At 66.2% G+C, this 23,074-nt stretch carries 20 protein-coding genes; 15 read left to right on the top strand and 5 right to left on the bottom strand.

The annotated features are described in order from the left end of the window. Positions 1-13: 13 nt before the first annotated feature. The 6 genes from VF992_08805 to VF992_08830 all read left to right on the top strand — a co-directional run bounded on the left by VF992_08805 (position 14) and on the right by VF992_08830 (position 6,254). Positions 14-2,155 carry a tetratricopeptide repeat protein gene (locus tag VF992_08805; protein ID HEX9341250.1) on the top strand — a complete coding sequence of 714 codons (2,142 nt, stop codon included), beginning with the start codon at positions 14-16 and terminating at the stop codon, positions 2,153-2,155. Between the two features lie 206 nt (positions 2,156-2,361). Continuing rightward, complete coding sequence (locus VF992_08810; protein HEX9341251.1) at positions 2,362-3,462, top strand: hypothetical protein; 1,101 nt, start codon at positions 2,362-2,364, stop codon at positions 3,460-3,462. Positions 3,463-3,557: 95 nt separating this feature from the next. Next, positions 3,558-3,788, top strand: coding sequence for a 50S ribosomal protein L18Ae (gene rpl18a / locus VF992_08815; protein ID HEX9341252.1), 231 nt, complete (start codon positions 3,558-3,560; stop codon positions 3,786-3,788). Beyond that, on the top strand, positions 3,785-4,231 hold the full coding sequence (gene pfdA / locus VF992_08820) for a prefoldin subunit alpha (protein ID HEX9341253.1): 447 nt from the start codon (positions 3,785-3,787) through the stop codon (positions 4,229-4,231). Before rpl18a ends, pfdA begins: the two co-directional genes overlap by 4 nt. After that, positions 4,232-5,164, top strand: coding sequence for a signal recognition particle-docking protein FtsY (ftsY, locus tag VF992_08825; GenBank protein ID HEX9341254.1), 933 nt, complete (start codon positions 4,232-4,234; stop codon positions 5,162-5,164). A 1-nt stretch (position 5,165) separates the two neighbouring features. Next, positions 5,166-6,254: a PIN domain-containing protein gene (locus VF992_08830; protein ID HEX9341255.1), complete on the top strand. Its 1,089-nt coding sequence runs from the start codon at positions 5,166-5,168 to the stop codon at positions 6,252-6,254. On the opposite strand, the gene VF992_08835 is transcribed toward VF992_08830, so the two are convergent. Together VF992_08835 and VF992_08840 are read right to left on the bottom strand one after the other, a co-directional pair. After that, positions 6,255-6,944 carry a glycosyltransferase family 2 protein gene (locus VF992_08835; GenBank protein HEX9341256.1) on the bottom strand — a complete coding sequence of 230 codons (690 nt, stop codon included), beginning with the start codon at positions 6,942-6,944 and terminating at the stop codon, positions 6,255-6,257. A 39-nt stretch (positions 6,945-6,983) separates the two neighbouring features. Then, positions 6,984-7,766 carry a glycosyltransferase gene (locus VF992_08840; GenBank protein ID HEX9341257.1) on the bottom strand — a complete coding sequence of 261 codons (783 nt, stop codon included), beginning with the start codon at positions 7,764-7,766 and terminating at the stop codon, positions 6,984-6,986. A 98-nt stretch (positions 7,767-7,864) separates the two neighbouring features. Between VF992_08840 and wecB the strand changes: the two genes are divergently transcribed. Beyond that, positions 7,865-8,953 (top strand): UDP-N-acetylglucosamine 2-epimerase (non-hydrolyzing), encoded by a 1,089-nt coding sequence (gene wecB, locus VF992_08845; GenBank protein ID HEX9341258.1) that lies wholly within the window; start codon positions 7,865-7,867, stop codon positions 8,951-8,953. Then, complete coding sequence (locus VF992_08850; protein ID HEX9341259.1) at positions 8,937-10,103, top strand: glycosyltransferase family 4 protein; 1,167 nt, start codon at positions 8,937-8,939, stop codon at positions 10,101-10,103. Before wecB ends, VF992_08850 begins: the two co-directional genes overlap by 17 nt. Here VF992_08850 and VF992_08855 read toward each other — a convergent pair. Next, positions 10,043-11,014, bottom strand: coding sequence for a glycosyltransferase (locus tag VF992_08855; GenBank protein ID HEX9341260.1), 972 nt, complete (start codon positions 11,012-11,014; stop codon positions 10,043-10,045). The two genes, VF992_08850 and VF992_08855, sit on opposite strands and share 61 nt — an antisense overlap. Before the next feature lie 75 nt (positions 11,015-11,089). Between VF992_08855 and VF992_08860 the strand changes: the two genes are divergently transcribed. From VF992_08860 to VF992_08875, 4 genes are all read left to right on the top strand, one after another. Further along, complete coding sequence (locus VF992_08860) at positions 11,090-12,262, top strand: glycosyltransferase family 4 protein (protein HEX9341261.1); 1,173 nt, start codon at positions 11,090-11,092, stop codon at positions 12,260-12,262. Beyond that, complete coding sequence (locus VF992_08865) at positions 12,259-13,269, top strand: glycosyltransferase family 4 protein (protein ID HEX9341262.1); 1,011 nt, start codon at positions 12,259-12,261, stop codon at positions 13,267-13,269. Before VF992_08860 ends, VF992_08865 begins: the two co-directional genes overlap by 4 nt. Positions 13,270-13,312: 43 nt before the next feature. Continuing rightward, positions 13,313-14,311 (top strand): glycosyltransferase family 1 protein, encoded by a 999-nt coding sequence (locus tag VF992_08870; GenBank protein HEX9341263.1) that lies wholly within the window; start codon positions 13,313-13,315, stop codon positions 14,309-14,311. A 94-nt stretch (positions 14,312-14,405) separates the two neighbouring features. Further along, a complete protein-coding gene (locus VF992_08875) occupies positions 14,406-14,960 on the top strand; it encodes a class I SAM-dependent methyltransferase (protein ID HEX9341264.1) in 555 nt (184 codons plus the stop codon). 2 nt (positions 14,961-14,962) lie between these two features. Here VF992_08875 and gmd read toward each other — a convergent pair whose 3' ends face one another. After that, a complete protein-coding gene (gmd, locus tag VF992_08880; GenBank protein HEX9341265.1) occupies positions 14,963-15,934 on the bottom strand; it encodes a GDP-mannose 4,6-dehydratase in 972 nt (323 codons plus the stop codon). A gap of 141 nt (positions 15,935-16,075) precedes the next feature. Further along, on the bottom strand, positions 16,076-17,482 hold the full coding sequence (locus tag VF992_08885; GenBank protein HEX9341266.1) for a hypothetical protein: 1,407 nt from the start codon (positions 17,480-17,482) through the stop codon (positions 16,076-16,078). Positions 17,483-17,854: 372 nt separating this feature from the next. Between VF992_08885 and smc the strand changes: the two genes are divergently transcribed. From smc to VF992_08900, 3 genes are read left to right on the top strand one after another with little or no spacing between them, the layout of a single operon-like run. After that, positions 17,855-21,451 (top strand): chromosome segregation protein SMC, encoded by a 3,597-nt coding sequence (gene smc, locus VF992_08890; protein HEX9341267.1) that lies wholly within the window; start codon positions 17,855-17,857, stop codon positions 21,449-21,451. Then, positions 21,448-22,374: a hypothetical protein gene (locus VF992_08895; GenBank protein HEX9341268.1), complete on the top strand. Its 927-nt coding sequence runs from the start codon at positions 21,448-21,450 to the stop codon at positions 22,372-22,374. Before smc ends, VF992_08895 begins: the two co-directional genes overlap by 4 nt. Then, positions 22,371-22,988, top strand: a complete 618-nt coding sequence (locus VF992_08900; protein ID HEX9341269.1) for an SMC-Scp complex subunit ScpB — start codon at positions 22,371-22,373, stop codon at positions 22,986-22,988. The genes VF992_08895 and VF992_08900 overlap by 4 nt, the downstream gene beginning before the upstream one ends. Positions 22,989-23,074 lie beyond the last annotated feature (86 nt).

A 23,074-nucleotide genomic window follows, 5' to 3' on the forward strand; every position in this document is an offset into this window, starting at 1 on the left:
GGCCGAGCCATCCATGCTGGCGTACCAAGACCGGCTCCAAGGGACGGACCGTCTCTTGCGCATCCGCCGCATCCGCAAGGCGGCGTTCGGCGGCCTGCTCGCCCTCACCCTCGTCCTGATCGGCGCACGGCTCGGTAGCGAGGGCGCGAGCCTCAAGCCGTTCTTCCTGCCGATCAACGGCATCATCGAGGTCTCCCTGATCATGGGCCTCGTCGCCTCGATGCTCGGGCTGTACCTGAGGAACCTCGAGATCCACAACGTCGTGCGCGACAACCAGCGCTACCTCATGGCGAAGTCCTCGATGGCCCGGGCGTCCCGCGCGGCCGGATTCTCGGTCGGGATTGCGGTCGTCCTCCTCCTGGCCGTAACGCCGTCCGTCGCCGGGGCCCTGTTCTCGGATCCGCCGCAGGTCGTGTCGCTCGACCGGTTCGCCACCGAGACGATCGCGTTTACGAGCCCGGATGCGCTCGGCGTCTCGTTCGCGACGCGCGCGATCGTCACCGTGACGAACGGCTCGGTGTACGTCGAGGTGCGGCGGAACAACGTGACGCTCAAGTCGGCGACGCTGACGGCGACGGATCGCGTGCCGTTCGACATCGAGCCGACGATGTGGGCTTCCCTCGCGAACTGGTCGCTCGTCTTCCGGAATCAGGCGAACGGCGTGACGTACCTGACGTACGTCCTGCAGAAGGGCGTCGTGCCGACCTTCTTCTCGACCGTGCCCTTCCTCCTCTTCCTGTACGGCGCGGCGCAGCTCGGCTGGTGGGGCGGCCTCCGGCCGATCCGCGAGCGGTCGAAGGCCTCGAGCCTGTCCGCCGCGCGCCACGTCGATTCCGGCGAACGGGTGTACGACCCCGAGGCGGTGGCGCCGATGCCCGAACCCCCCGAGATGGCGTTCGAGGTCGCGACGGCTCCGCCGCCCCCGCCTCCCCTTTCCCCGCTCCCTCCGCCGCCCGAGCCCCCGGACATCGCAGCGCCTGCGGCAAGGGTCGAGCCGCCAACGCCCGCGCCCCGCCCTCCGGTCCGGGAACCCGAGACGCCGGCCGGCCTCGTCGCGAAGGGCGCCTCGGCGATGGGCGCGACCGCGTACGAGACGGCGCTCGCGAGGTACGAAGAGGCGTTGAGGCTCGATCCAGCGTACGTCCCCGCCGCCGTCGGACGCGCGGCCGCGCTGGCGCGGCTCGACCGCCGCCCCGAGGCCGTCGAGGCGTATCGAGACGTCCTGTCGAACGATCCCGGCCACGTCGACGCCCTGCGAGGCCTCGCACGCCTCTCGGCAGCCGACCGCCAATGGCGGGAGTGCCTCGAGGCCGTCGACGGCCTGCTCCGCTCATGGCCGAGCGACGCCCCCGCGCTCGAGATGAAAGGCGATGCGCTCGCGGCGCTCGGACGCCGACCGGAAGCTCTCGCGGCTTACGAAAGCGCGGCGGCGATCGATCCGGGGAACGGGATCGTCCACCAGAAGATCGAGGAGGTCCGCGTGGACGTGCCGGGACTCCTGAGCCGCGCCCTGATCGCGAGTGCGAGCGGGAACTATCCGGCGGCATTGACCCTGTTCGACAACATCCTCGAGGTCGATCCGACGAACGGGAACGCGCTGATCGGCAAGGCGGTCGCCTACCGGCGAAGCGGCAAGCCGCAGGAAGCGCTGAACTGCCTCGACCTCGTCCTCGGGGTGCAGGCGACGAACGCGTCCGCCCTGTTGAACCGGGGGACCATCTTGGTCCAGGAAGGCGACCTCCAAGGCGCGCTCGACACGTTCGACCGCCTCACCCATCTCTACCCCGGCGACTCGGAGGCGTGGGCCGCGCAGGGCGAGGTCCTGGCGAAGATGGGCCGCCATGACGACGCGATGTGGATGTTCACGGAGGCGCTCAAGCTCAGCCCCGGCGACGAAGGAATCCAGCGGCACATCCTCGAGCTCGAGGCGGCGCGGACCGCCCCGGCCGACGTGTCCGATGAGCTGCGCACGATCAAAGGCGTCGGGGCGGCGCGGGCGAAGGCGCTCGTCGACGCGGGCTTCAAGACCGCGGAGGACTTCGCGAGGGCGAGCGCGAAAGACCTCATGGCCGTGCGCGGCGTCACGCGGAAAATCGCGGAAGACCTCGTCGCGCATTTCAAGGCGGCGCTCGAAACCCCGAAGACATCGCGCTGACTCGACGGGATCCAGCAGCCCGGCGGGCAGGCGCCCCTGGGGGCCTTGGACATAGCTTAACGGCCTAAGCCGATGCACCACAAGAAACGGCCGAATGACATCGCAACGAGCGAACGCCATTCGGTCCCAGCGAGGCGATCTCCGCGTCCGAGCCCTTCGAAACCGCCGCAGCGGAAGCGTCGGTCCTCCTTCCGCTTCGCCCGGGCATGACGTACGCGGCCCTCTGGACGATTTTCTTTATCTTGCTCGCGGCGGTCGTCATCATCCCGACGGGGTCGCTCCTCACGGGCCATCTAAACGAGCAGGCCGCAGTTCCGATCACGTTCTTTTCCGTGCTGTCGCTCCTGACGTATCTGGGAATCCGCCGGTACCGCGTCACGCGCTTCCTCCTCGTCGGCAACATGGGGATCCGCTTGTTCGGAGGTTCTGTCCCGATCCGGAACCTGTCGTGGACCCGCGTCCGGAAGGTCCGCTTCAACCGGGAGTCCGTCGAAAACCAGAGTGGCCTGGTCCTCCGTATCCTAGCGAGACCTCCCACCCGTAGAATCTCCATCAACAACGTTTACTACACAATCCCGGAGTCGGACTTCCTCGAGGCAGCGGACGCTATCCTGAGGATGGCCCGCGAGCGAGGCATCCCGACCGATCGCCGCCTGGAGGGCAAGCGGGCCCGGACCGATGTGTCGCTCGGCGAGGCAGCAACCTCGCCCGCCGAAACGAGCGCACAGCGCGAGGAACGCCGCAAACTCTATCACGAAATGGCCCGGAGGGAGATGCGGGGTCAGCCGAGGGCGGCGCGAGCGGTCCTCCCGCTTTCGTGGGCGCAACGCCGAGGAATCCGGTCCTTCCGGCAGATTTTCGGACCTCGCAATCCGGGATATTTCGTGGCCGCGGTGCTGTTCCTCTTCTTCGCCCTGTTCTCCCTGATCGTGCCCGGGCTGTGGTCCACGCCAGATCCCGTCCGAATCGTTTTCTATGGGTACCTCGTGACGGCGCTCGCCCTGTGGATCGTTTGGGAAGACGTGCCGAAGACGCCCCATCAGTTCGAGCAGATGCGACGGTTCGGGAACAGGGGATTCCGGATTCTCGGAATGGCGGCGCTTGTCCTCGTCCTCGTCGGGGGCGCTGCCTGGGGGACCACGGGGTACTTGGCGGCGGGTGCGGCCATGTTCGCCGGATTCGCCGCCGGATGCCTCTGGGGATTTCTCGTCTGCCGAATCGACGAGTGCTCGTATTGCGGCGGGCTGACCCCCTTCCGACGAGAAGCGGACAAGTGGGTTTGCACCCGTTGCGGGCAAGCCCGCTAAACCGCCGGCCTCGCCCGGCAGCCTCGGGCAATCGGCTCCTTCGCCGTTTCCCTCCCCAAGTTTTAAAGTAGCCGGGTCCCTTGCCACGCCGTTCCATGAAGGCGTTTCGGATCAGCGGCCGCTTCCGCATGGGGCGTGCATGGCAGGCGTACGCGAAGGAGATCGCCGCCGCGGACGAGGCGGCCGCCCGAGAGAAGCTCCTGTCGGTCCTCGGGAGCCAGCACGGCGTGCCGCGGAAGTACATCGCGATCCAGACGGTCGAGGAGGTCCCGGCCGACGGGCTGACGGACCCCGCGGTCCGGTACGCCGTCGAGGGGGGCCCGTGAGCGGCTCCGAGGCGGACCTGCGTCGTGGGATGGCGGTGCTCGACCAGTTCCGCGAGCAGATCGAGGCGCTCGGCCAGCAGCAGTCGATCATCCGAATCTCGCTCGAGGAGCACATGCGCGCGCGGGAGACCCTCTCCCGCTACGAGGACGCGGGCAAGGGCGCGGAGGTGCTCGTGCCCGTCGGCGCGAACTCGTTCCTCGTCGCCGAGTCGAGGGACGTCACGAAGGCGTTCGTCTCGATCGGCTCGGACCTCGTGGTCTACGACGACATCGCGACGCAAATCGAGCGGCTCGACGGGCGCATCCGGTCGATCACGGACGCGGCGAACGCGGTCGGCCAGCGCCTCGCGGAGCTGCAGCGGCGCGCGGAGGCCCAGGGCGAGGCGGTGCAAGACCTGTACGAGCGCCTGCAGGGGCAGGCCGGGTCGGGCGAGCGGAGCTAGATGTTCAAGGGGCTCCGGGAGCGGCTCGCGGGCGTGCAGGAGAAGGCGGACGCCGAGGCCGCGCCCGCCGCAATCGGCGACGCCGGCCGCAAGATCAACGAGGAGAAACTCGAAGAGGTCCTCTACGACCTGGAGATCGCCCTCCTGGAATCGGACGTGGCGTTCCCCGTGGCCAAGGAGATCGTGGACCGCCTCGCCGACGACCTGGCGGGCAAGCGGGTCGCGCGGGACGCGTCCCTCGCGGACGCCGTGGGGGCCGCGTTGCGCGACGCCCTCACGCACGTGCTGAGCGTCCCGCCGATCGACTTCTTCGGCCTCATCGAGCGAGGCCCACGGCCGTTCGTCGTCATGTTCGTCGGGGTGAACGGCACGGGGAAGACGACGACGATCGCCAAGCTCGCGTACCACATCCAGAAGAAGGGCTACACCTGCGTCGTGGCTGCCGCGGACACGTTCCGCGCGGGGGCGATCGAGCAGCTCGAGAAGCACGCCGAGGCGGTCGGCTTCAAGCTCATCAAGCACAAGGCCGGCGCCGACCCCGCGGCCGTCGCGTTCGACGCGGTCGAGCACGCGCGGGCGCGCTCGAAGGACGTCGTCCTCATCGACACGGCGGGCCGCATGCAGACGAACCAGAACCTGATGGACCAGATGAAGAAGATCAAGCGGGTGACGAACCCGAACTTGGTCCTGTACATCGGGGACGCCCTCGCAGGCAACGACGCGATCGAGCAGGCGAAGCAGTTCCACGAGGCCGTCGGCCTGGACGGCATCGTCCTGACGAAGCTCGACGCGGACGCGAAAGGCGGCGCGGCGCTCTCGATGGCGCGGACGATCGGCAAGCCCGTCGTCTTCGTGAACCTCGGGCAGACGTACGAGGACATCAAGCGATTCAACGTGAAGTGGATGGTCGACCGGCTCCTCGCGGAGGGCTAGGGTGACGTTCCGGGAGCTCCTCGAGATGGGCCAGATCGCGGAGTTCCCGACGATGCAGCTCGCCCTCGGGGCGATCAAAGGCCGCGTCGACCGCATGACGGTCAAGTCGCTCGGCCCCGGTTCGAAGGAGGAGTACCCGATCGTCGACATCGTCGGGTCGCCGACGGACTACCGGCTCAAGGTGCTCGAGAGCAATCCCGATTACCTGGACTGGCTGAACTCGTCCCTGCTGAGCGCGGGCATCGTCGAGCCGATCGGGCTCAGCGCGATCGCGCGACGCCTCGCGGAATACGAGGACATCATCGTCGGCATCGACACGAACGTGCTGTACGCGTGCATCCTCGGGGAGCATCTTCTGGACGAGTTCTCCCGCATCCATCCGCGGCCGTACCGGGAGAGCGTGAACTGGATCCTCCTCGTCATCCCCGGCGTCGTGATGAAGGAACTCGAGAACTCCGCCAACATGCGGAAGGGGAACCGCCTCTCCCACGCGGGCCGTCGCGGGTACCGCGCCTTGCAGGAGATCACGACGCTCAAACGGACGGAAGGGTTCCAGGGCCTCAGCGTCCTCGTCGTCGGAGCGACGAACCCGGAGCAGCTGCACCTCTCGCCCGACGGCCTGACGATCCTGAACGCGGACTCGATGATCCGCGACCAGTTCAAGGCGTTCCTCCGCGGCATCGACTTCCGGAAGGGGATCTTCTTCCTCACGCTCGACAAGACGAACGCCTCCCTCGCCGCGGCGGAGGGCCTCACGGCGATTCGCATCCAGCACCCCCGGAGGCTGCGGAAGGGGGACGAACTCTCGATGGCGCCCGAGGAGTCGATCCTCCTGGGACGGCTCGTGTACGAGCTCGCAATCGAGTTCGGGACGATCCGGGTGGCGTGGGACGACCGCGGGGCGCACTTCATCGACCTGGAAGGCGCATGGCCCTGGAAGTCGATGGAGCACTGGGAAGCGTCCGAGCTGCTGTGCTCCGAGCTCGACCCGGGGTTCCACAAGGCCCTGAGCCGCTACGTGGACGGGAGCTTCGATCCGCGGCGCTTCGTGCGCGAGTGGGAGAAGCTCCGCGACGTCCTCGAAGAGTGATCAGCCGGACCCGGGCATCCACCCGAACCGCTTCCGGACGAGCCAGACGAAGTTGCGGGTCGCGTCATTCACGCTTCGGATCTTCTTTGAGCCGACCCGGGGCCGGTAGTCGATCGGCACCTCGACGAGGCGGAACCCGCGGCGGATCACCTCGACCTTGAGCTCCTCCGAGAACGCCATCCCGTCGTGGACGACCCCCAGGTGAGGCAGGATCTCTCGCCGGAACGCCCACATCCCGGACTGGGAGTCGCGAAGCGGGTGACGATACAGCACGCGGAACGCCACGTTGAGGATCGCGTTCCCGACGCGGTGCATGCCGGTCATCGCGCCGTCCGGGAGACGGGTCATCCGGTCCGCGGACACGAAGTCCGCGCGACCCTCCTTGAGGAGGGCGAGGAAGTGCGGGAACCGATCCGCGGGATACGTCAGGTCCGCGTCGAGCGCCGCGACGAACGTCCCGCGGGCCTCCGCGAAGCCCGTCTTGTACGCCCGGCCGTACCCTCGGAGCGGCTGTCCGACGACCCGCGCGCCGTTCGACCTCGCGATCTCGTTCGTCCGGTCCCGCGACTCCGTGTCGACGGTCAGGATCTCGAAGTCCCATCCTTTGAGGGCCGCCCGGACCTCTTGGAGGACCGCGCCGATCGAGGCTTCCTCGTTCATCGTCGGGATGACGACGGAAACCTCGGGCATCGGCGCGCCATGCTGGGAATTCCGGATAAGGGTTTCCGCTCAAGTGGGAAGGGGCTTTCCGAACGCCTTGTACCCGACGTATCCGAGCAGGGCCGCACCCAGGCGGAGCAGCGACCAGAACGTCGCCTCGCGCCGCATCATCTCGAACGGACGGTAGTGACGCCAGAGGGCGCCGTGCTTCAGCGTGAGCTGCTTGCGACCCGCGCCGTTCCACAGCGCCTGGCGGAGGAAGTCGAACATCGAATCGCGCGTGCGGTGGTACACGACCGCGTTCGCGCGGAATCCGATCGGGTGGCCCGACCGGACCGCCCGCAAGTTGAGGTCGATATCCTCGGCGGTCACGAACCACTCGTCGAACCCGCCGATCTCGACGAGGACGGACTTGCGGTACGCGAGATTCGAGGACGGATACGTGACGTCCGTCCCGCCGACGATCAGCTCGACCCGCTCGAGTTCTTCGAACGGCCGGTACCCGATTTGGATCGTCCGCCCTGCGACGACGTCGTGGGAGCGCAAGCCCTCGCGGATCTCCTTGAGCCAGAACGGGTTGGCGATCGCGTCGCCGTCGATGAAAGCGACCGCCTCGCCGCGGGCCTTCGCGATCCCGAGGTTGCGCCCCGTACCGCGGGTGCCTCCCTGGCCGAACAGCCGCACCGTGTCGTAGTTCTTCTCGTACCCGCGGACGATGTCCCGCGTCGCGTCCGTGCTGTCCGAGTCGACCACGAGGATCTCGAACGGCGGCTCCTGCGTCACCAAGCTGTCCAGCAGAGCGGAGATGTTCCGCGCCTCGTTCCGGACGGTCGTGACGACGGAGATGCGCAACGTCCGTCGTAACCTCCGTCTCGATAAGATGGTTTCGGGATTGCGCGGTCCCGAGGCGACCTTTAATATCGTCTCTCGAATACTCGCGCGTCCTGACCATGGGCCGCATCGTCACGATCATCGGAACTCGGCCGGAGATCATCAAGATGGCCCCGGTGGTCAAGGCGTTGGACGGCCTGTCGCACGAGCACATCCTCGTCCACTCGGGCCAGCACTACGACCTGATGATGGACCGGGTCTTCTTTCGCGACATGAAGTTGCGGGAGCCGGACCGCCAGTTCGAGTTGAAGGACCAACCGCCCCACCTCCAGGTCGCGACGACGATGCGGCAGATCGCCGGCGTCACGGAAGACGCGGACCTCGTCATCGTTCACGGCGATACGAACACGACCCTTGCAGGTGCGCTCCTCGCGAACAAGCAGGGCCGCCGTCTTGCCCACGTCGAGGCGGGCATCCGGTCGTTCGACCGTTCGATGCCGGAGGAAATCAACCGAACCGTCGCGGACCACCTGTCGAACCATCTCTTCGCGCCGACCCCGGTATCGCGGCAGAACCTCGAGCGCGAGAACGTGCGCGACGGGGTCCATGTCGTCGGGAACAGCGTCATCGACGCGCTCGTCGAGAACGCGCCGATCGCGGAGAAGCGATCCGACATCCTGACACGACTCGGCCTCGAGCCGCGAGGGTACCTCGTCCTGACGTTCCACCGCCAAGAGAACGTCGATTCGAGAGAGCGGCTTGCGGTGGCGCTCGATGCCTTCGATGCCGCCGCAACCGAGGCGGATCGTCCGATCGTATTTCCGATCCATCCGCGCACCGCGAAGCGGTTGCGGGAATTCGGACTCGAGAAGCGCGCCGCGTCGATGAAGGCCTTGCGCCAAATCGAACCGACGGGCTACCTCGACATGCTCCTCCTCGAAAAGGAAGCGGCGCTCGTGATGACGGACTCCGGCGGACTGCAGGAGGAGAGCTGCTTCTTCCGGGTGCCGTGCGTGACGTTGCGCGCCAACACAGAACGGCCCGAAACCCTCGAAATCGGCTCCAACGCGCTGGCGGGGACGGAGCCCGAGCGCGTCCGAGATGCCGTGCGGCAGCAGCTCGACCGAAGGCGCGAATGGCCGAATCCGTACGGCGACGGGACGACCTCCCGCAAGATCGCCTCCATCGTGGATGAAGCGTTGGGATGACGCGATGGGGGCCCGCGTCGTCTTCCTACGATCCAAAAGCCCGGCAGGAATCGAGCCCCGTCTCGCGAAGGAAGCGGGAACTTTGGCGCGCGCGGGCTATGAGGTCCACGCGGTCCTCTGGGACCGCACGTGTTCCCACGCGGCCGAGGAGGTCGACGACGGTATTCGGATCCATCGATACCGGCTGGCCGCCCCGGAGGGGACGCCCGGACTCGCGGTAAGACTGCCGCGGTGGCAATGGTTCGCCCTACGCAAGACTTGCCGCCTCCGGCCGGACGTCGTCCACGGCGTCGACCTTGATACGGCTTGGGCGGCCCGCGCGGCGGCGCGCTTCACGGGGGCGATGCTTGTGTATGACGTCTTCGACTTCTATGCCGACATGATCACCGCCGAGGTGCCGTCGAAGCTCCGCGAGCGGCTCGCGAGCGCGGAGCGTCGGATGATCGAACGGGCCGACCTCGTCATCGTTCCGGACCTCCGCCGGCAGGCGCAGTTCCGCGGCGCGCGTCCGAGGCGGATCGTCGAGATCATGAACGTCCCCGTGGACCAACATCCCCAGGTCGGGGCGGCGCCCGACTTCACTCTCTTCTACGGCGGCATGATTGCGAAGGACCGCGGGCTCGTCGACCTCCTCGCCGCGTGCGAATCGACGGGAGCGAAGTTCATCGTCGCCGGCCACGGCCCTGACGAGGCCGCGTTGCTCCCGCTCCTGGAGACGTCGCCCGCGTGTATGTTCCTCGGCACGATCCCCTACGAGGAAGTCCTGAGGCAGACCGCCGCCGCGCACGCCGTCGCGGCCCTGTACGATCCGGGGGTGCCGAACAACCGCTACGCCGCCCCGAATAAGGTGTTCGAGGCGATGATGTGCGCGAAGCCCGTGATCACATCCAGCGGCACGGCGATCGCGGACCTCGTGCGTACCGTCGGTTGCGGCGTCGTCGTGCCGTACGGGGACCGGCCCTCGCTGCAACGGGCGCTCGAGGGGCTCATGCTCTCGCCGGACGAATGCGAGCGGATGGGCTCCCGCGGACGCGCCGCGTTCGAGTCCGGGTATCGGTGGGAAGCGATGGAGGCCCGCTTGCTCGGTGCCTACGGATCGCTGCTCGGATCGGCCGCGACGGAGGCTCCGGGTCGCCCCGCAATCGGATGAGCCCGACCCTCTGCGTAGCCAACCATCTGGGCCAGGTCCACGGCGAGCGCGACGACGATCGAATAGGGCATCTGCGCCGAGAGACGGGCTTGCAAGACCTTCCGGATTCGATATACGACATACGCCATCGCGCCGGCGATGAGCGGAATCCAAGCGAGCGGCCACCAGAACCCGAGGACCACCAAGACGAAGCCCACTCCGTAGGCGCCGTACAGATGGGCGTAGTGCGTCTGCGGCGCGCCCAGGAGCCGCGCGCGGCCGTCCGAATACGCGTACTGGCGGTACGTTCGGAAGGCCTCGCGCACATTCGACGACGTCCAGCAGCGGACGACCGCCGAGGGTTCGAAGACGAACCGCAGCCCGGCCCGGCGCATCGCGAGGACGAGATAGGTGTCCTCCGCCATGTCGAGTCGTTCCTCGTACCCGCGGACGCGCTCCCACGCCGCCCGTGTGAAGGCGATGCTCCGGGATGCCGGGACGAACGAATCCGTGTCGATCTGCTCAAGGGAGTACAAGGTCATGAGCCCCATCGCTCGCTCCCGAGCAGTGTCCGCAATCGGCTCGTACCAGCCCGCCACGACGTCGGCCTCGCCGCGTTCCAGCGGGCCGACGATCCGTTCGAACCATTGCGGCTCGAGCACATTGACGTCGGTCACCGCAATCGCGTCCGCGTCGGCGAGCCGGATCGCCGCATTCCGGCCGCGAGACCGGTTCCCCTGTACGAGCTCCCAGCGGAACGCGAGGTGCGTGGACGACGCGAAGTCCTGCAGTACGTCCTGCGTGCCGTCCGTCGAGCCGCCGTCCGTAATGACGACGACGTCCGGGTGACGGCTCTGGGCCTCAACCGAGGCGAGGAATTCTCGAACGTGGAGAAGCTCGTTGAGGACCGTAGCGATGATCGCCGATCGCACGCCGGGTGATTTCTCCCGGTCGCTTAAACGGTTCGTCTCGATACCCTCAAGTGAGGTCGGCCCGGTCCGGTTTCCGTGGGCTCCCGGAAGGCGGTCTTCCTTCTCCAGACGGACCCGTGGGTCCCGAAGCCCGTGCTGAGGGCGTTGCGGGAGGCGGAATCTCTGAAACGAGCGGACTGGGACGTCTCGTTCGTCTCATGGATCAAGGATGCGTCCTCGCCCACCGGCGCGGAGACCGCGTTCCCGACCAAACGGGTGCACAGCCCGGTGCCGACGCTCGGGACCTCGTTCGTGCGCCGGGCGCTCGCGTACATGCGTGTGTCGTCGCGATTGCGCGATGCGGCGCTGAGCGATTCCCCGGATCTGATTGTCGCGCACGACTTCGAGGTCCTCTCCGCAGCCGTCTCGGCAGGCCGACGCAAGGGCGTCCCGATCATCTACGACAGTCACGAGGACTGGCCCGAGCTCATCGCAGAGAACTCCCCCTGGGAGGCGCAGATCGCGAGAGTTCAGGAGCGGCGGCTGTGTCGTGCCGTGGCCCACGTCCTGACCGTCAGCGATCCGATCGCCGCCAAGTTCCGCGAGCGGGGAACCCCAACGACCGTCCTCTACAACGCCCGTCCCTCTTCGGAGGTCGTGTTGGCGGGCCGCGACGCGAGCAGGTCGGGCTTCGGATACGCTCCGGGGGACTTCGTCGTCGGATTCGCAGGCGCGTTCGGGGCTGGGCGAGGCCTCGATGTCCTCCTCGAGGCCCTGTCGACCCTGCCGACTCCTGTGAAGGGGCTCCTCGTTGGCGGCCCGGAGGAGGAAGCGCGACGCCTGCGAGCGCGTGCGGAGACGCTCGGGCTTCAAAATCGCGTTCGAGTCTACGGATATCAATCGTTTGGTGAACTGAGTGCCTTCTACGCCAGCATGGACCTCGGAGCGATCCTGCTCGACCGCCGACCGAACCACGAGCGGGCGCTGCCGAACAAATTGTTCGACTACATGGCGCACGGCGTGCCCGTGCTCGTCCCAGCCTACCCGGCGATGAGTGCCGTCGTACGCGATTCGAGTGGCGGCACGAGGATTGATTCCGTAGATGTGGAGCATGTCACGACCGCTCTCCACGAGTGGTCGAATCGCCGGTCGGAGCTCATCGCGCTCGGGATTCGGGGCCGAGAGGCATACCTGGCCCGATACTGCTGGGAGCGGCAACAGGCGACTTTTCTCGGCATCATCGATGGCTTGCCCGGGAGTCGTCGATGAACGTTCCTCGTGTTAGCTTGGTCTTCAGCGCGAACGCAAGCTTCGTCGAGACCGACCGGAAACTCCTCGGGGCATTGTTTCCGCTACGGATCGTTCATTGGAAGGGAAAGCGAAGCATCGTTCCCCTCGCCGCGGCGATTGCTCGATCCGACGTCGTCTTCGCGTGGTTCGCAGCGGACCATGCGTATGTCGCATGTCGGCTCGCGCGCCTACTCGGTCGGAAGAGCATCGTCTTCGTTGGAGGCGCCGACGCCGCGAAGCGCGAGGACCTCGGATACGGCATTTACCTCGATCCGGGTCGCGCCTCGCGGAGCCGATACGCTGTCATCCATGCGGACCGAGTCCTTGTCGTCGACGAGTCGCTAAAAGGAGAACTCCAGCGCAACGGAGGGATAAGCCGCACGGACCTCGTGACGGTCCCCCTCGGCTTCGACACGGATTGGTTCTCGCCCGATGGCGGCCCCAAGACAGAGGTGCTGACCGTCGGAATCGTGAACGAGGTGAACGTGCTCCGCAAGGGGCTCGACGTGTTCTTGGAGGCAGCTCGCCTCGTTCCCGAGCTCCCATTCGTCCTCGTCGGATCCCGACCGGGACCCGCAACGGACCGACTGGTCGGTCGCTGCCCACCGAACGTCCGCCTGCTCGGACCCGTATCCGACCAGGAACTCCGCGAACGATTCCGGCGCGCGCGTGTTTACGCGCAGCTGTCGCGGTACGAAGCGTTCGGCAGCGCGCTCGGCGAGGCGATGTCGTGCGGGTGCGTCCCGGTCGGCACCCGCGTGGGGGGTATCCGGACGCTGATTGGAGACGCAGGCTTCTACGTCCCGGAGGAGGATCCCGCAGCGACCGCAATTGCGATACGACAGGCCTTCAACCACGGCAATGCCGAAGCGGCGCGAAATCGGATTGTGACTGGCTTCACCCTCCGACACCGGCAACTCGCGCTACGCGCGACGATCGAAGACTTGGTCGCCGGGGGTTCGACTGCGAACCCCCATTCGGGCTAGCAAAGTCTTCATCTACGCCGCATCCATCCGACCTCGTCTCTCCATGACACTGGCCGTCCAATACCCCTTGTTCGGCCGCCGCTCAACTGGCGTCGACGTCCGCGCCAAATGGTTTACGGTCTGGTACGACGAGATCCGAAAACGGATCCCGACGCATTTTGTCCGGCTTTTCTACGTCCAGCCATCGCGGGCGACGCATTGGATGTACCGCCAACAGCTGCGGCTGCTCGAGCAGCCTGGCATGGTGACGCACATCATCTCGCACATGCAGTCCTTTCTCCTTCAACGCCGCGGCCGCTGCCCCACGGTCATCACTTGCTTCGATCTCTCGGTCCCGTGGACGGCGAAGCGTCTGCCGCTCGCCGACCGCGTCATCGTCACCGCTCGCGGCCTCCGATCAGAGCTGGAGGGTTTGGTCCGACTCGAGCACGAGCCGGAGGTCGTGTATCTTGCAGTGCCATCGACCTACCGCCCGCGAGACGTCCCGCGGGCTCCGGGACAACTCCTCTACGTTGGGACGGAGTTGCCGCGAAAGAACGTCGAGGGACTCCTCCGCATCGTCGCACGCATCGCCCGAACTCGCCCCGTGACCCTCGTGAAGGTGGGCGCTTCCTCGCCATCGAGGCCTCGCCTGCTCGCGCTGGCCCGAGAGCTGGGAATTGCGGATCGCGTGCAGTGGCGGGACTTCGTCCCAGAACCCGAGCTCGTCGACCTGTACCAGACATCCTCCGTCACGATGGTCCCCTCCTTCCTTGAGGGCTTCTCGATGCCGTGCCTCGAGGCGATGTCATGCGGCTGCCCGCTCGTCGCTTCGAGCCGTTCGGTAATGCCAGAGATCGTCGGCCCGGGCGGCGAACTGGTTGATCCCGCGGACGAGGAAGCGTGGGCGGAAGCTGTTCTGCGCATCCTTGACGACCCTCGTGTTGCGTCGGACTTGTCGCGGAGAGGTCTGACGCGCGCGACATTCTTCTCCGCGTCGCGGAGTGCTGATCAGGTCGTCGAGGTCTACGGGCAGGTGAGCCCGGATGTCGCCGGAACGTAGCCCGCGCCCACTACCTGACATCGGGCACCGCCACTATGACTACTGGCGTTACCGAGACCACACCTGGCGGTTCTTCGAGCCGATGCTCGCACGCATGCATCCCGTTCCCCCCGTCCTCGACATCGGCGCTGGATTGGGCCTATTTCTCGAATGTTGCCGCCACCACGGTCTCGACTCCGTCGGCGTCGAGCTCTCAGTGGAAGGAATCCGGGCCTGCGGAGGACGCGGCCTTCCGGTCGTTCGAGCCGATTTGACCCTGCCGCTCCCGTTCCGCGAGGCGTCGTTCGGGTCCGCGATGGCGCATCACGTGCTCGAACACGTTCCCCTCGACCGGGAACGCTCGATCCTTCGAGAGGTTCGCCGCGTCTTGCGGCCCGGCGGATTTCTGTTTGTGGTCTCGCCGAACGTCCATCAACCCGGGGCGAGGGACGATCCGGACCACATCAACCTCTTCGCCCCTCACGACCTCGCGCTCGAAGCACGCAGGGCCGGATACCGTCGCGTGGACCTCGGGACGAATTTCTGGCGGCCCATCTGGGAACCGAGACTCCGCCTCGGTCGGGTCGGGACGCTCCTTTCTGGGGCGTTATGGAAGATCGCCCCGATCGACCGGTTCGCCGGGAGCGCGTCCGTCCTCGCGTGGAAGTGACTTTACCCGGCTTTCGCGAGACGAAGATCGTGCTCTATCATGATCTTGACGAGCTCGGGCACGCGGACGTTCGCGGTCCAGCCGAGAGTCCGTTTCGCCTTGCTTGGGTTCCCGCAAAGGGTGTGCACCTCAGCCGGCCGAAGGTTCTTCGGGTCCGAACGGACGAATTGGAGCGGGTCTCCTCGGAGGCCGGCCTCCTTCGCCGCCAATTCCAGGAACTGACGGACCGACCACGTCTCCCCGGTGGCGATCACGTAGTCATCCGGATCTTTCTGTTGAAGCATCCGCCACATTGCCTCGACGTACTCGGGGGCGTAGCCCCAGTCGCGCTTGGCGTCGAGATTGCCCAGCTCGACGAACTTCGCCTTACCGGCGACGATCTGCGCGAGGCCATGGGTGATCTTACGTGTGACGAACTCGAGGCCACGTCGCGGGCTCTCGTGGTTGAACAGGATCCCGTTGGACACGTGCATCCCATAGGACTCGCGATAGTTCACGCACGCCCAGTACGCGAAGACTTTCGCGACGCCGTACGGGCTCCGCGGATGGAACGGAGTCGTCTCCGATTGCGGGCTTTCCTGCACCTGGCCGAACAGCTCGGAGGTCGAGGCCTGGTAGACGCGGGCGTCGGGTGCGATCTGTCGGGCCGCCTCAAGGATGCGGACTACGCCAAGGCCGTCGACGTCCGCCGTCAACACGGGCTGGCGATAGGACGTCGCAACGAAGGACTGCGCGGCGAGGTTGTAGATTTCGTCGGGAGCGGCCTCTTTCAAGGCCGTGACGATCGATGACTGATCGGTCATGTCCCCGTCGAGCAGGTGGATCCGATCCATGATCTGCTCGATATTCCGCGTGTTCGGGGAGCTGAGCCGCCGCACCAGGCCGTAGACCTCGTAGTCTTTCGAAAGCAGGAGTTCCGCGAGATACGAGCCGTCTTGCCCGGTGACTCCCGAAATGAGTGCTCGCTGCGCCATCCCGGGCGGACGAAGGAGGACGGTCTATTTAGAGTGCACCAGCCCCGGCTGAGGTCGCTCCAGGGCGTCAACGGAGCCCCCAATCTGGCGAACGCCGAAGATGCCGGAGGCCGTGACCGGCCCTCCGCGTCCATCCGCCAATCACTGAGATGGCCTGCGAGTCCGTGTGGCGAGGAATGCAATGACGCCAAACGCGCCGGCTGCCCCCGCGATCAGCCCGAGAACGAGAAGGGCGGGCCTGTAGAGGTCGAACCACGAGGGCGGAGGCGGCGTTCCGAACGTTACCGACCAGCGATCGAGAATCGGCGTGGTAGAACCATCTCCGGTCAGCGTTGCTTGCAGGATCAGAGCCCTCAGGGATCTGGAATCCAGAGCCGACAGAGAAACCGTCGTCGCGCTCAAACCAGCAAACCCGCTTACGGAGAGTCCGGTCCGGGGATCTAGTATCGTAACGGTGATTGACGTGCCGGGCGGCTCGCTCTTCTCCACGGCAAGCGTTTGCCACTCGAAACCCGAAGGGAGCTCCACCCGAACGGATATCAACGACCCGATGGTCTGGAAGCCTGAGATTGTGATTGCCGAGAAAATCTGTGACACGGAACCTCGGGCCGAGTACCAGACACGAAACGAATCGGGGCCGATTGGGTAGGGCTCGGCCATTGCAACAGCTTGGTCCTCCCCTAGATACCTAGGATCCGGGCCAAGCCAAATCCCGTCCCGAACCCAACCGATGCCGTCCGCGCTGTGCGCCCGGCAGATGGCAGGTCCCGCACACGTGTACCACATCAGAAACTCGGCGCCGACCCGAACGACCGAGGCCAAACGAGGACCCTCATCGTCGATGCCGTTCGTGGTGGGGGACAACACGGCCCCGGTTGGAGTCCATGCGGCACCGTCAGGGGACGTCGCCCTGCGAATCCAAGTGTGGATGCCGTCATAGTATTCGTACCACATCGTGTACTGAGTCCCGTCCCAGAGAACGCTCGGGGCCACAACATCTCCGATAAGTCCATCCATGCTCGCTGTGAGCACGACACCTCCGGGCGCCCAGCTGAGACCGTCTGATGAGGTCGCGTGGTGAATCGTATAGAAGTCGCCCGCGGGTCTGCCCGAATACCACATGTGGAAGGTCGGACCGACCTGGACCGTGTCTTCGTATGCCACGAGAGAGGAGTCAGTCGAACCCGTAAAACCAGGTGTAATAACGGTCTGAGGGAACGTCCACGAATTCGCGTCGCTCGAGGTCGTGACTTGAATGGCGGACCCGCCGCTCGCCGTGACATATAGCAGGTACCCGGTGCTCGTCCGAACAATCGAGGGGGCGTAAACCTCGTAGCCCGGCGCGAGTTGGACCCCCTGACGTACAGCGCCCGGCTCCACGAGCTGGACGTGACCGCCTCCCACTGACACACCGCTCGCGAAGGAAACTCGAGACGTGTCGTCGAAGCTATCCGTCCAAGTCTCGGTCGAGGCGTCGGCTCGGCCAGCGCTGGCAAGAGCGAAGAGGAATACAAGAACGACAACCGTACCTCGGATGAGGACTCGCATCCCTACCGAGTCGCGAGCGACGACCGAACGGATAAATGTTCCCAATCCGAGGGATGCGGCCATGGAGGCTCAGCCGGGCTGCACGGGATTGAACCTTCTTCGGGATGGCTATTCAAAGGAGAATCCTTGTTGCCCATCGTCGTCCCGTTCTCTCAGTTGCGAACGATCGCCGGACATAGCGGGCGGGCCCAAACCGCAAGGCTCGAATTGCTCGAGGGTCCATTTGTCAATCCGGACCGGGCAGTCCCCCGCTACGCTTTTATAGCCACCATCTGCTTCCGCGAGTCTGTCCGACCCTCGTCGGACGCCAGAAGGATATAGGATGGGATGGATAGTAGCAGATCGCCTTAGCGCTGACCTTCCCCCGCTCAGGTGAGGACCGTGTTTCTCAAAGAAATCCAGATGGAGAATTTCAAGTCATTCGGCCGAAAGATCTCGATCCCCTTCCTGCAGGGCTACACGTCGATCACGGGCCCGAACGGCTCGGGGAAGAGCAACATCGCCGACGCCATCCTGTTCGTCCTCGGACCGAAGAGCTCGAAGGCGATCCGCGCGGGGAAGCTCACGGACCTGATCTGGAACGGCGGGAATGACAAGAACGCCGCGGACTCCTGTCAAGTGAGCCTGCTCTTCGACAACGCGGACCGACAGATCCCCGTCGAGGCGGACGAGGTCAAGCTCACCCGGTACGTCGGCCTGAGCCCGTCCGTTGAGGGCGGCTACAACTCGTACTTCTACATCAACGACCGGAAATCCTCTCTGTCCGAGTTCGACTCCCTCCTCGCGCACGCACGCATCTCGGCGGAAGGATACAACCTCGTCCAGCAGGGGGACGTCCAGCGGATCGTCTCGATGTCGTCCGTCGACCGCCGCCGCATCTTGGACAACATCGCCGGGATCACGAAGTTCGATGACGACATCACCCAGGCGGAGGGCAAGCGCCGCGAGACGGAGGAGAACCTCGAGCGGATCCGGATCATCCTCGAGGAGATCGACAAGCAGATCAAACAGCTCGAGGCGGACCGCGACGGCGCACTGAAGTACAAGGAGCTGAACAGCCGCCTCACGACGGCGAAGGCCCAGCTGGCGTACAAGAACCGCGAACTCATCGAGCGGCAGATCGTCGGCACGAAGGAGCAGATCGGCAAGCACGAGGCCGACAAGGCGAAGCTCGAGGCCCAGAAGGCCGACCTCCGCACGCAGCTCGACGCGGCGGTCGCCCGGCTCGACGAACTCGAGCGCGAGATGGCGGAGCGCGGCGGCGAGGAGGCGAAGCAGCTCAAGGAGAAGCTCGACGGCCTGCGGATCGAGCGGGCTCGCGCGACGGACGGGATCGAGACGTCGAAGGAGACGCTCAAGGGGATCCGCGCGGAGGCCGCCGAGGCGACCAAGGAGCGGGCGAAAGTCCAGAGGGAGACGGACGCGCTCGCGCGGGAACGCGGGAACGTCGACACGCGGACCGCGGAGCTCGACGAGCAGATCAAGTCGGCCGACAAGGACCTGCACGAGGTCGACGAACTCGCCTCGAAGGGCGACGCGAAGGTCCTCGGGATCCAGAAGCGGATCATCGCGCTCAACAACGAGATCGACGCGGTCGAGGAGAGGCTCAAGGGGATCGTCCTCGAGGGCGACCGGACGAGGGAGGCAATGGCCCGCCTCGAGTCGGAGATCGCGCAGCTCGAGGACGCCCGCAAGACGTACCAGACGGAGTTCGAGGACGTGGAGTGGCAGCTGAAGGAACTCCGTTCGACGACGAGGGAATCCGGGAAAGGGCTTCAGAAGCTGCAGCAGGAGTTCCACGACCGGCGGACGGAGGAGGCGAAGCTCGCGCGGGACCAGGCCGACCTGCAGTCGGCGATCCTCAGCTTGACGCGGCAATACGCCCAGCTCCGGGCCGAGGCGGACGTCGCGGAGAACCTGAAGCGCGGTTACACCGCCGCGGTCTCCGCGATCCTCGACACCCGGGAGACCGGTTCGATCAAGGGCATCCACGGCACGGTCGCGCAGCTCGCGCACGTCGAGCCGCAATACGAGACGGCAATCGTCACGGCCGCCGGCGCGCGCATGCAGGCGATCATCGTCGACGACGATTCCGTCGCCGCGACGTGCATCGACTACCTCAAGAAGCGCAAGATCGGCCGAGCGACGTTCCTGCCGCTCAACAAGATGCTCGTGGGCAAGCCGCGAGGCAAGGCCATCCTCGTCGCGAAGGAGTGCCTCGGATTCGCGATCGACCTGTGCCATTTCGACGACAAATACCGGGACGCGTTCTTCTACGTCTTCGGCGACACGCTCGTCGTCCAGACGCTCGATGAGGCACGGAAGTGGATGGGCGGCGTCCGGCTCGTGACCCTCGAGGGCGAGCTGATCGAGGCATCCGGCGCGATGATCGGCGGGGACATGGAGCGGTCGACGCTCAAGTTCGGAGCCGGGTCCGCGAACGACCTCGAGAAGATCGCAGAGAAGCTGCGCGAGGCGCAGGCGCAAGCGGAGGCCGTCGCGAACCGCCTCGACGAGGTCCGCAAGGCGATCCTGGACCTGGAGGTGCAGATCAAGGACTTCGGCGGCAAGACCGGAGCCGTCGAGGTGAAGACGAGCACCCTCGAAGCGAAGCGGAGGGAATTCGAGGTGAAGCTCAAGTCGACGGACAAGGACCTGGCCGACCGCAAGGCGCGCTTCGAAGATGCCCGGAAGACCGCGACCCGGATCGAAGAGGACCTCGCGAAGTTCACGAAGGGCCTGGATGCGCTCAAGGCGAAGCGGGACGAGCGCAAGAAGGCCGTCATCGAGGCGACGCCCCAGCAGATCTCCTCGCGGATGAAGGAGCTGATGGGCCGCCGCGCGACCCTCGCGGAGGAGCTGAGCGGCCTCCGCTCGAAGCTCGAGGCGATGACGACGCAGACCACGTTCCTCGACGAGCGTCGCGGGGAACTCGACACGCGCCTCGCCGCCCTCGACGATCAGCGGAAGGACCACGAGGCGCGGATCGAGACGTTCCAGGCGTCGCTCGGCAAGCTCGAGAACGAGATCCGGGGTCTGGAGAAGATGGAGGCCCAGATGGGCCAGAAGATGAAGGACCTCCAGGACGCGCGGGACGCCGCGTACAAGGAGAAGACGGACCGCGAGGGGGACCTCGACAAGGTCGCGCACAAGATCGAGACGAAGGAGGATTTCCTCCTGAAGATGGAGACGGAGCTGAGGGCCCAGCAGGAGCAACTCGCGGACGCGGAGCGCGTCATGCAGGAGATGGCGGTCGAAGTCCAGGAAGGCCGCCTGCCGACCCTCCAGGAGCTCAAGGCGACGATCGGCGAGTGCGAGGCGGCGATCACCGCCCTCGGGCCGATCAACCTGCGCGCCCTCGAGGACTACGACGCCCAGCAGGCCCGGGCCGTCGAGCTGAACGACGAGTTCAAGCGGCTCGAGGGGCAGCGCGAGGAGCTGATCAACCTCGTGACCCAGCTCACGGACAAGAAGAAGGAAGGCCTCGCGAAGGTCTTCGTGTCCATCAACGAGAACTTCCGGCGCGTGTATTCGGAGCTGAGCGAAGGCGGCGAGGCGGAGCTCCTCCTCGAGAACCCGCAAGATCCGTTCCTGGCGGGGCTCGTCATGAAAGTCAAGCCGGCGCACAAGAAGCCGTTGCGGCTCGAGGCCCTGTCCGGCGGCGAGAAGTCGCTCGTGTCGATGGCCCTGATCTTCGCGATCCAGGAGTACGACCCGTCGCCCTTCTACATGCTCGATGAGATCGACCAGAACCTCGACGCGGTGAACGCGGAGAAGGTCGCCCGGATGATCCGGCGGAACAGTTCGACCGCGCAGTTCGTGCAGATCTCCCTGCGCAAGGTCACGTTGAAGGAAGCGGACCACCTGATCGGGATCACGATGACCCCCGCCTCGACGTCCGAGGTCATCATGCGCGTCAACCTCGCGGACATCGAGGACGAGAAGCCCACGGAGGCGATCTCCGCATGAGCGACAACTACCAGGCGATCCTGAACCACCTCCTGTTCCACAAGGCGCTCATCAGCGAGTCGGAGGACGGGCGGAGGATCAACCGCTACATGGCCATGCTCAACGAGATCGACCAGGGCTTGCACGTCGCGGTCCGCGATCCGTTCGAGAAGAGCGTCGTCGCCGCCTTCGAGCTCGCGCTCGAGAAGCAGCTCGACCCGTGGGAGATCAACCTCGTGCCCTTCACGAAGCTCTTCCTGGAGAAGGTGCGCAAGGACGGCGCCGTGAACTTCGTCACGGCGGGGAAGCTCGTCTTCCTCGCGTGGTCGATCCTGAAGATGCAGAGCGACAAGGTCCTCCTCGACGCGATGCCGCCGCCCCCGACGGAGGCGCCGGGGGACGGCTGGGACCTCGACATGTTCCGGGACCCGGCGGATCTCGACTACAACCAGGCCGTCCTCGCGGGCACCGCGACGCCTCTGACGGAGGCGATCCGCCGCGAAGGGCGACGCGCCGTGACCCTGATGGAGCTCATGGATGCGTTCGACGAGGCGAGGCAGGAGGCGGAGATCCAGTTGCAGCTGAACGCCCTGCGCGAGCAGGCGATCCGACGCTTCGCCCCGAACTTCCACCAGAAGGTCCACGGCGAGGATCTCACGGAAGACATCGCCTTCACGTGGCAGCGGCTCGTCCAGTTCGACGGCGAACCGGTCCCGCTGCGCCGGCTGACCGCGGGCGGCGTGTGGGACGAAGTCACCGTCTTCATGTCCCTGCTGTTCTTGGCCCACCTCGAGAAGGTGAAGCTGTGGCAGAAAGAATACCCGTACGGGGAGATCTTCGTGAAGCGCCTCTCGGCCGAGGCCGACCTGACGATCGAAGAGTTGTTGGCGCTCCCGGAGCTCGCGCCGAAACCCGACCCCGCGCCGACGGGGGCCCACCCGTGAGCGAGCGCGCGATCGTCGAGGCCGCGCTCTTCTCCGCGGGCCGGGCCCTGACGGCCGACGAACTGGCGCGGACGACCCGGCTCGACGTCGAGGTCGTCAAGGGACACCTCCGCGCCCTCGCCCGGGAGTACACCGCGCGGCAGAGCGCCGTCGAGGTCGCCCAGATCGGGTCCAAGTGGACGATGCAGATCCGTTCGGAGTACACGGAACGGGCCCGGACGTTCGCCCCGCCGGAGATCGACCGGGACCTCCTCAAGACGGCCGCCCTCATCGCCTACCACCAGCCGCTCCTCCAGAGCGACTTGTTCGACATGATCGGCTCGAAGGTGTACGAGCATACGAAGGCGCTCGAGGACCTCGGGCTGATTTCGCGCAAGCCGTCGGGCCGGTCCTTCGCCCTCACGACGACCCGCTACTTCGCGGAGTTCTTCGGGCTCAAGTCGTCGAACCGCGAGGAGATCCGGCGGACGATGGCGCGGAACGCGGGGGTGGCGTACACGGAGAAAGGGGACGCGGGCGAGCCGCCGACCGACGCGTCCGCGCCGTCGACGGAGGCGCTCCCGCCCCCGACGCCAGTCTCAGCGGCTCCGGCCGCGGCTCCGGCGAGCGGCTGAGCCGTGCCGTGGCGGCGCTCCTTCCTCCGGGCGAGGGCCGAATCACGAGTGATAATCACGGGCTAAGTCGTTTATAACGTCCACTC

This window comes from Thermoplasmata archaeon (genome assembly GCA_036395115.1).
In the GTDB taxonomy this organism is placed as follows: Archaea; Thermoplasmatota; Thermoplasmata; order RBG-16-68-12; family RBG-16-68-12; genus RBG-16-68-12.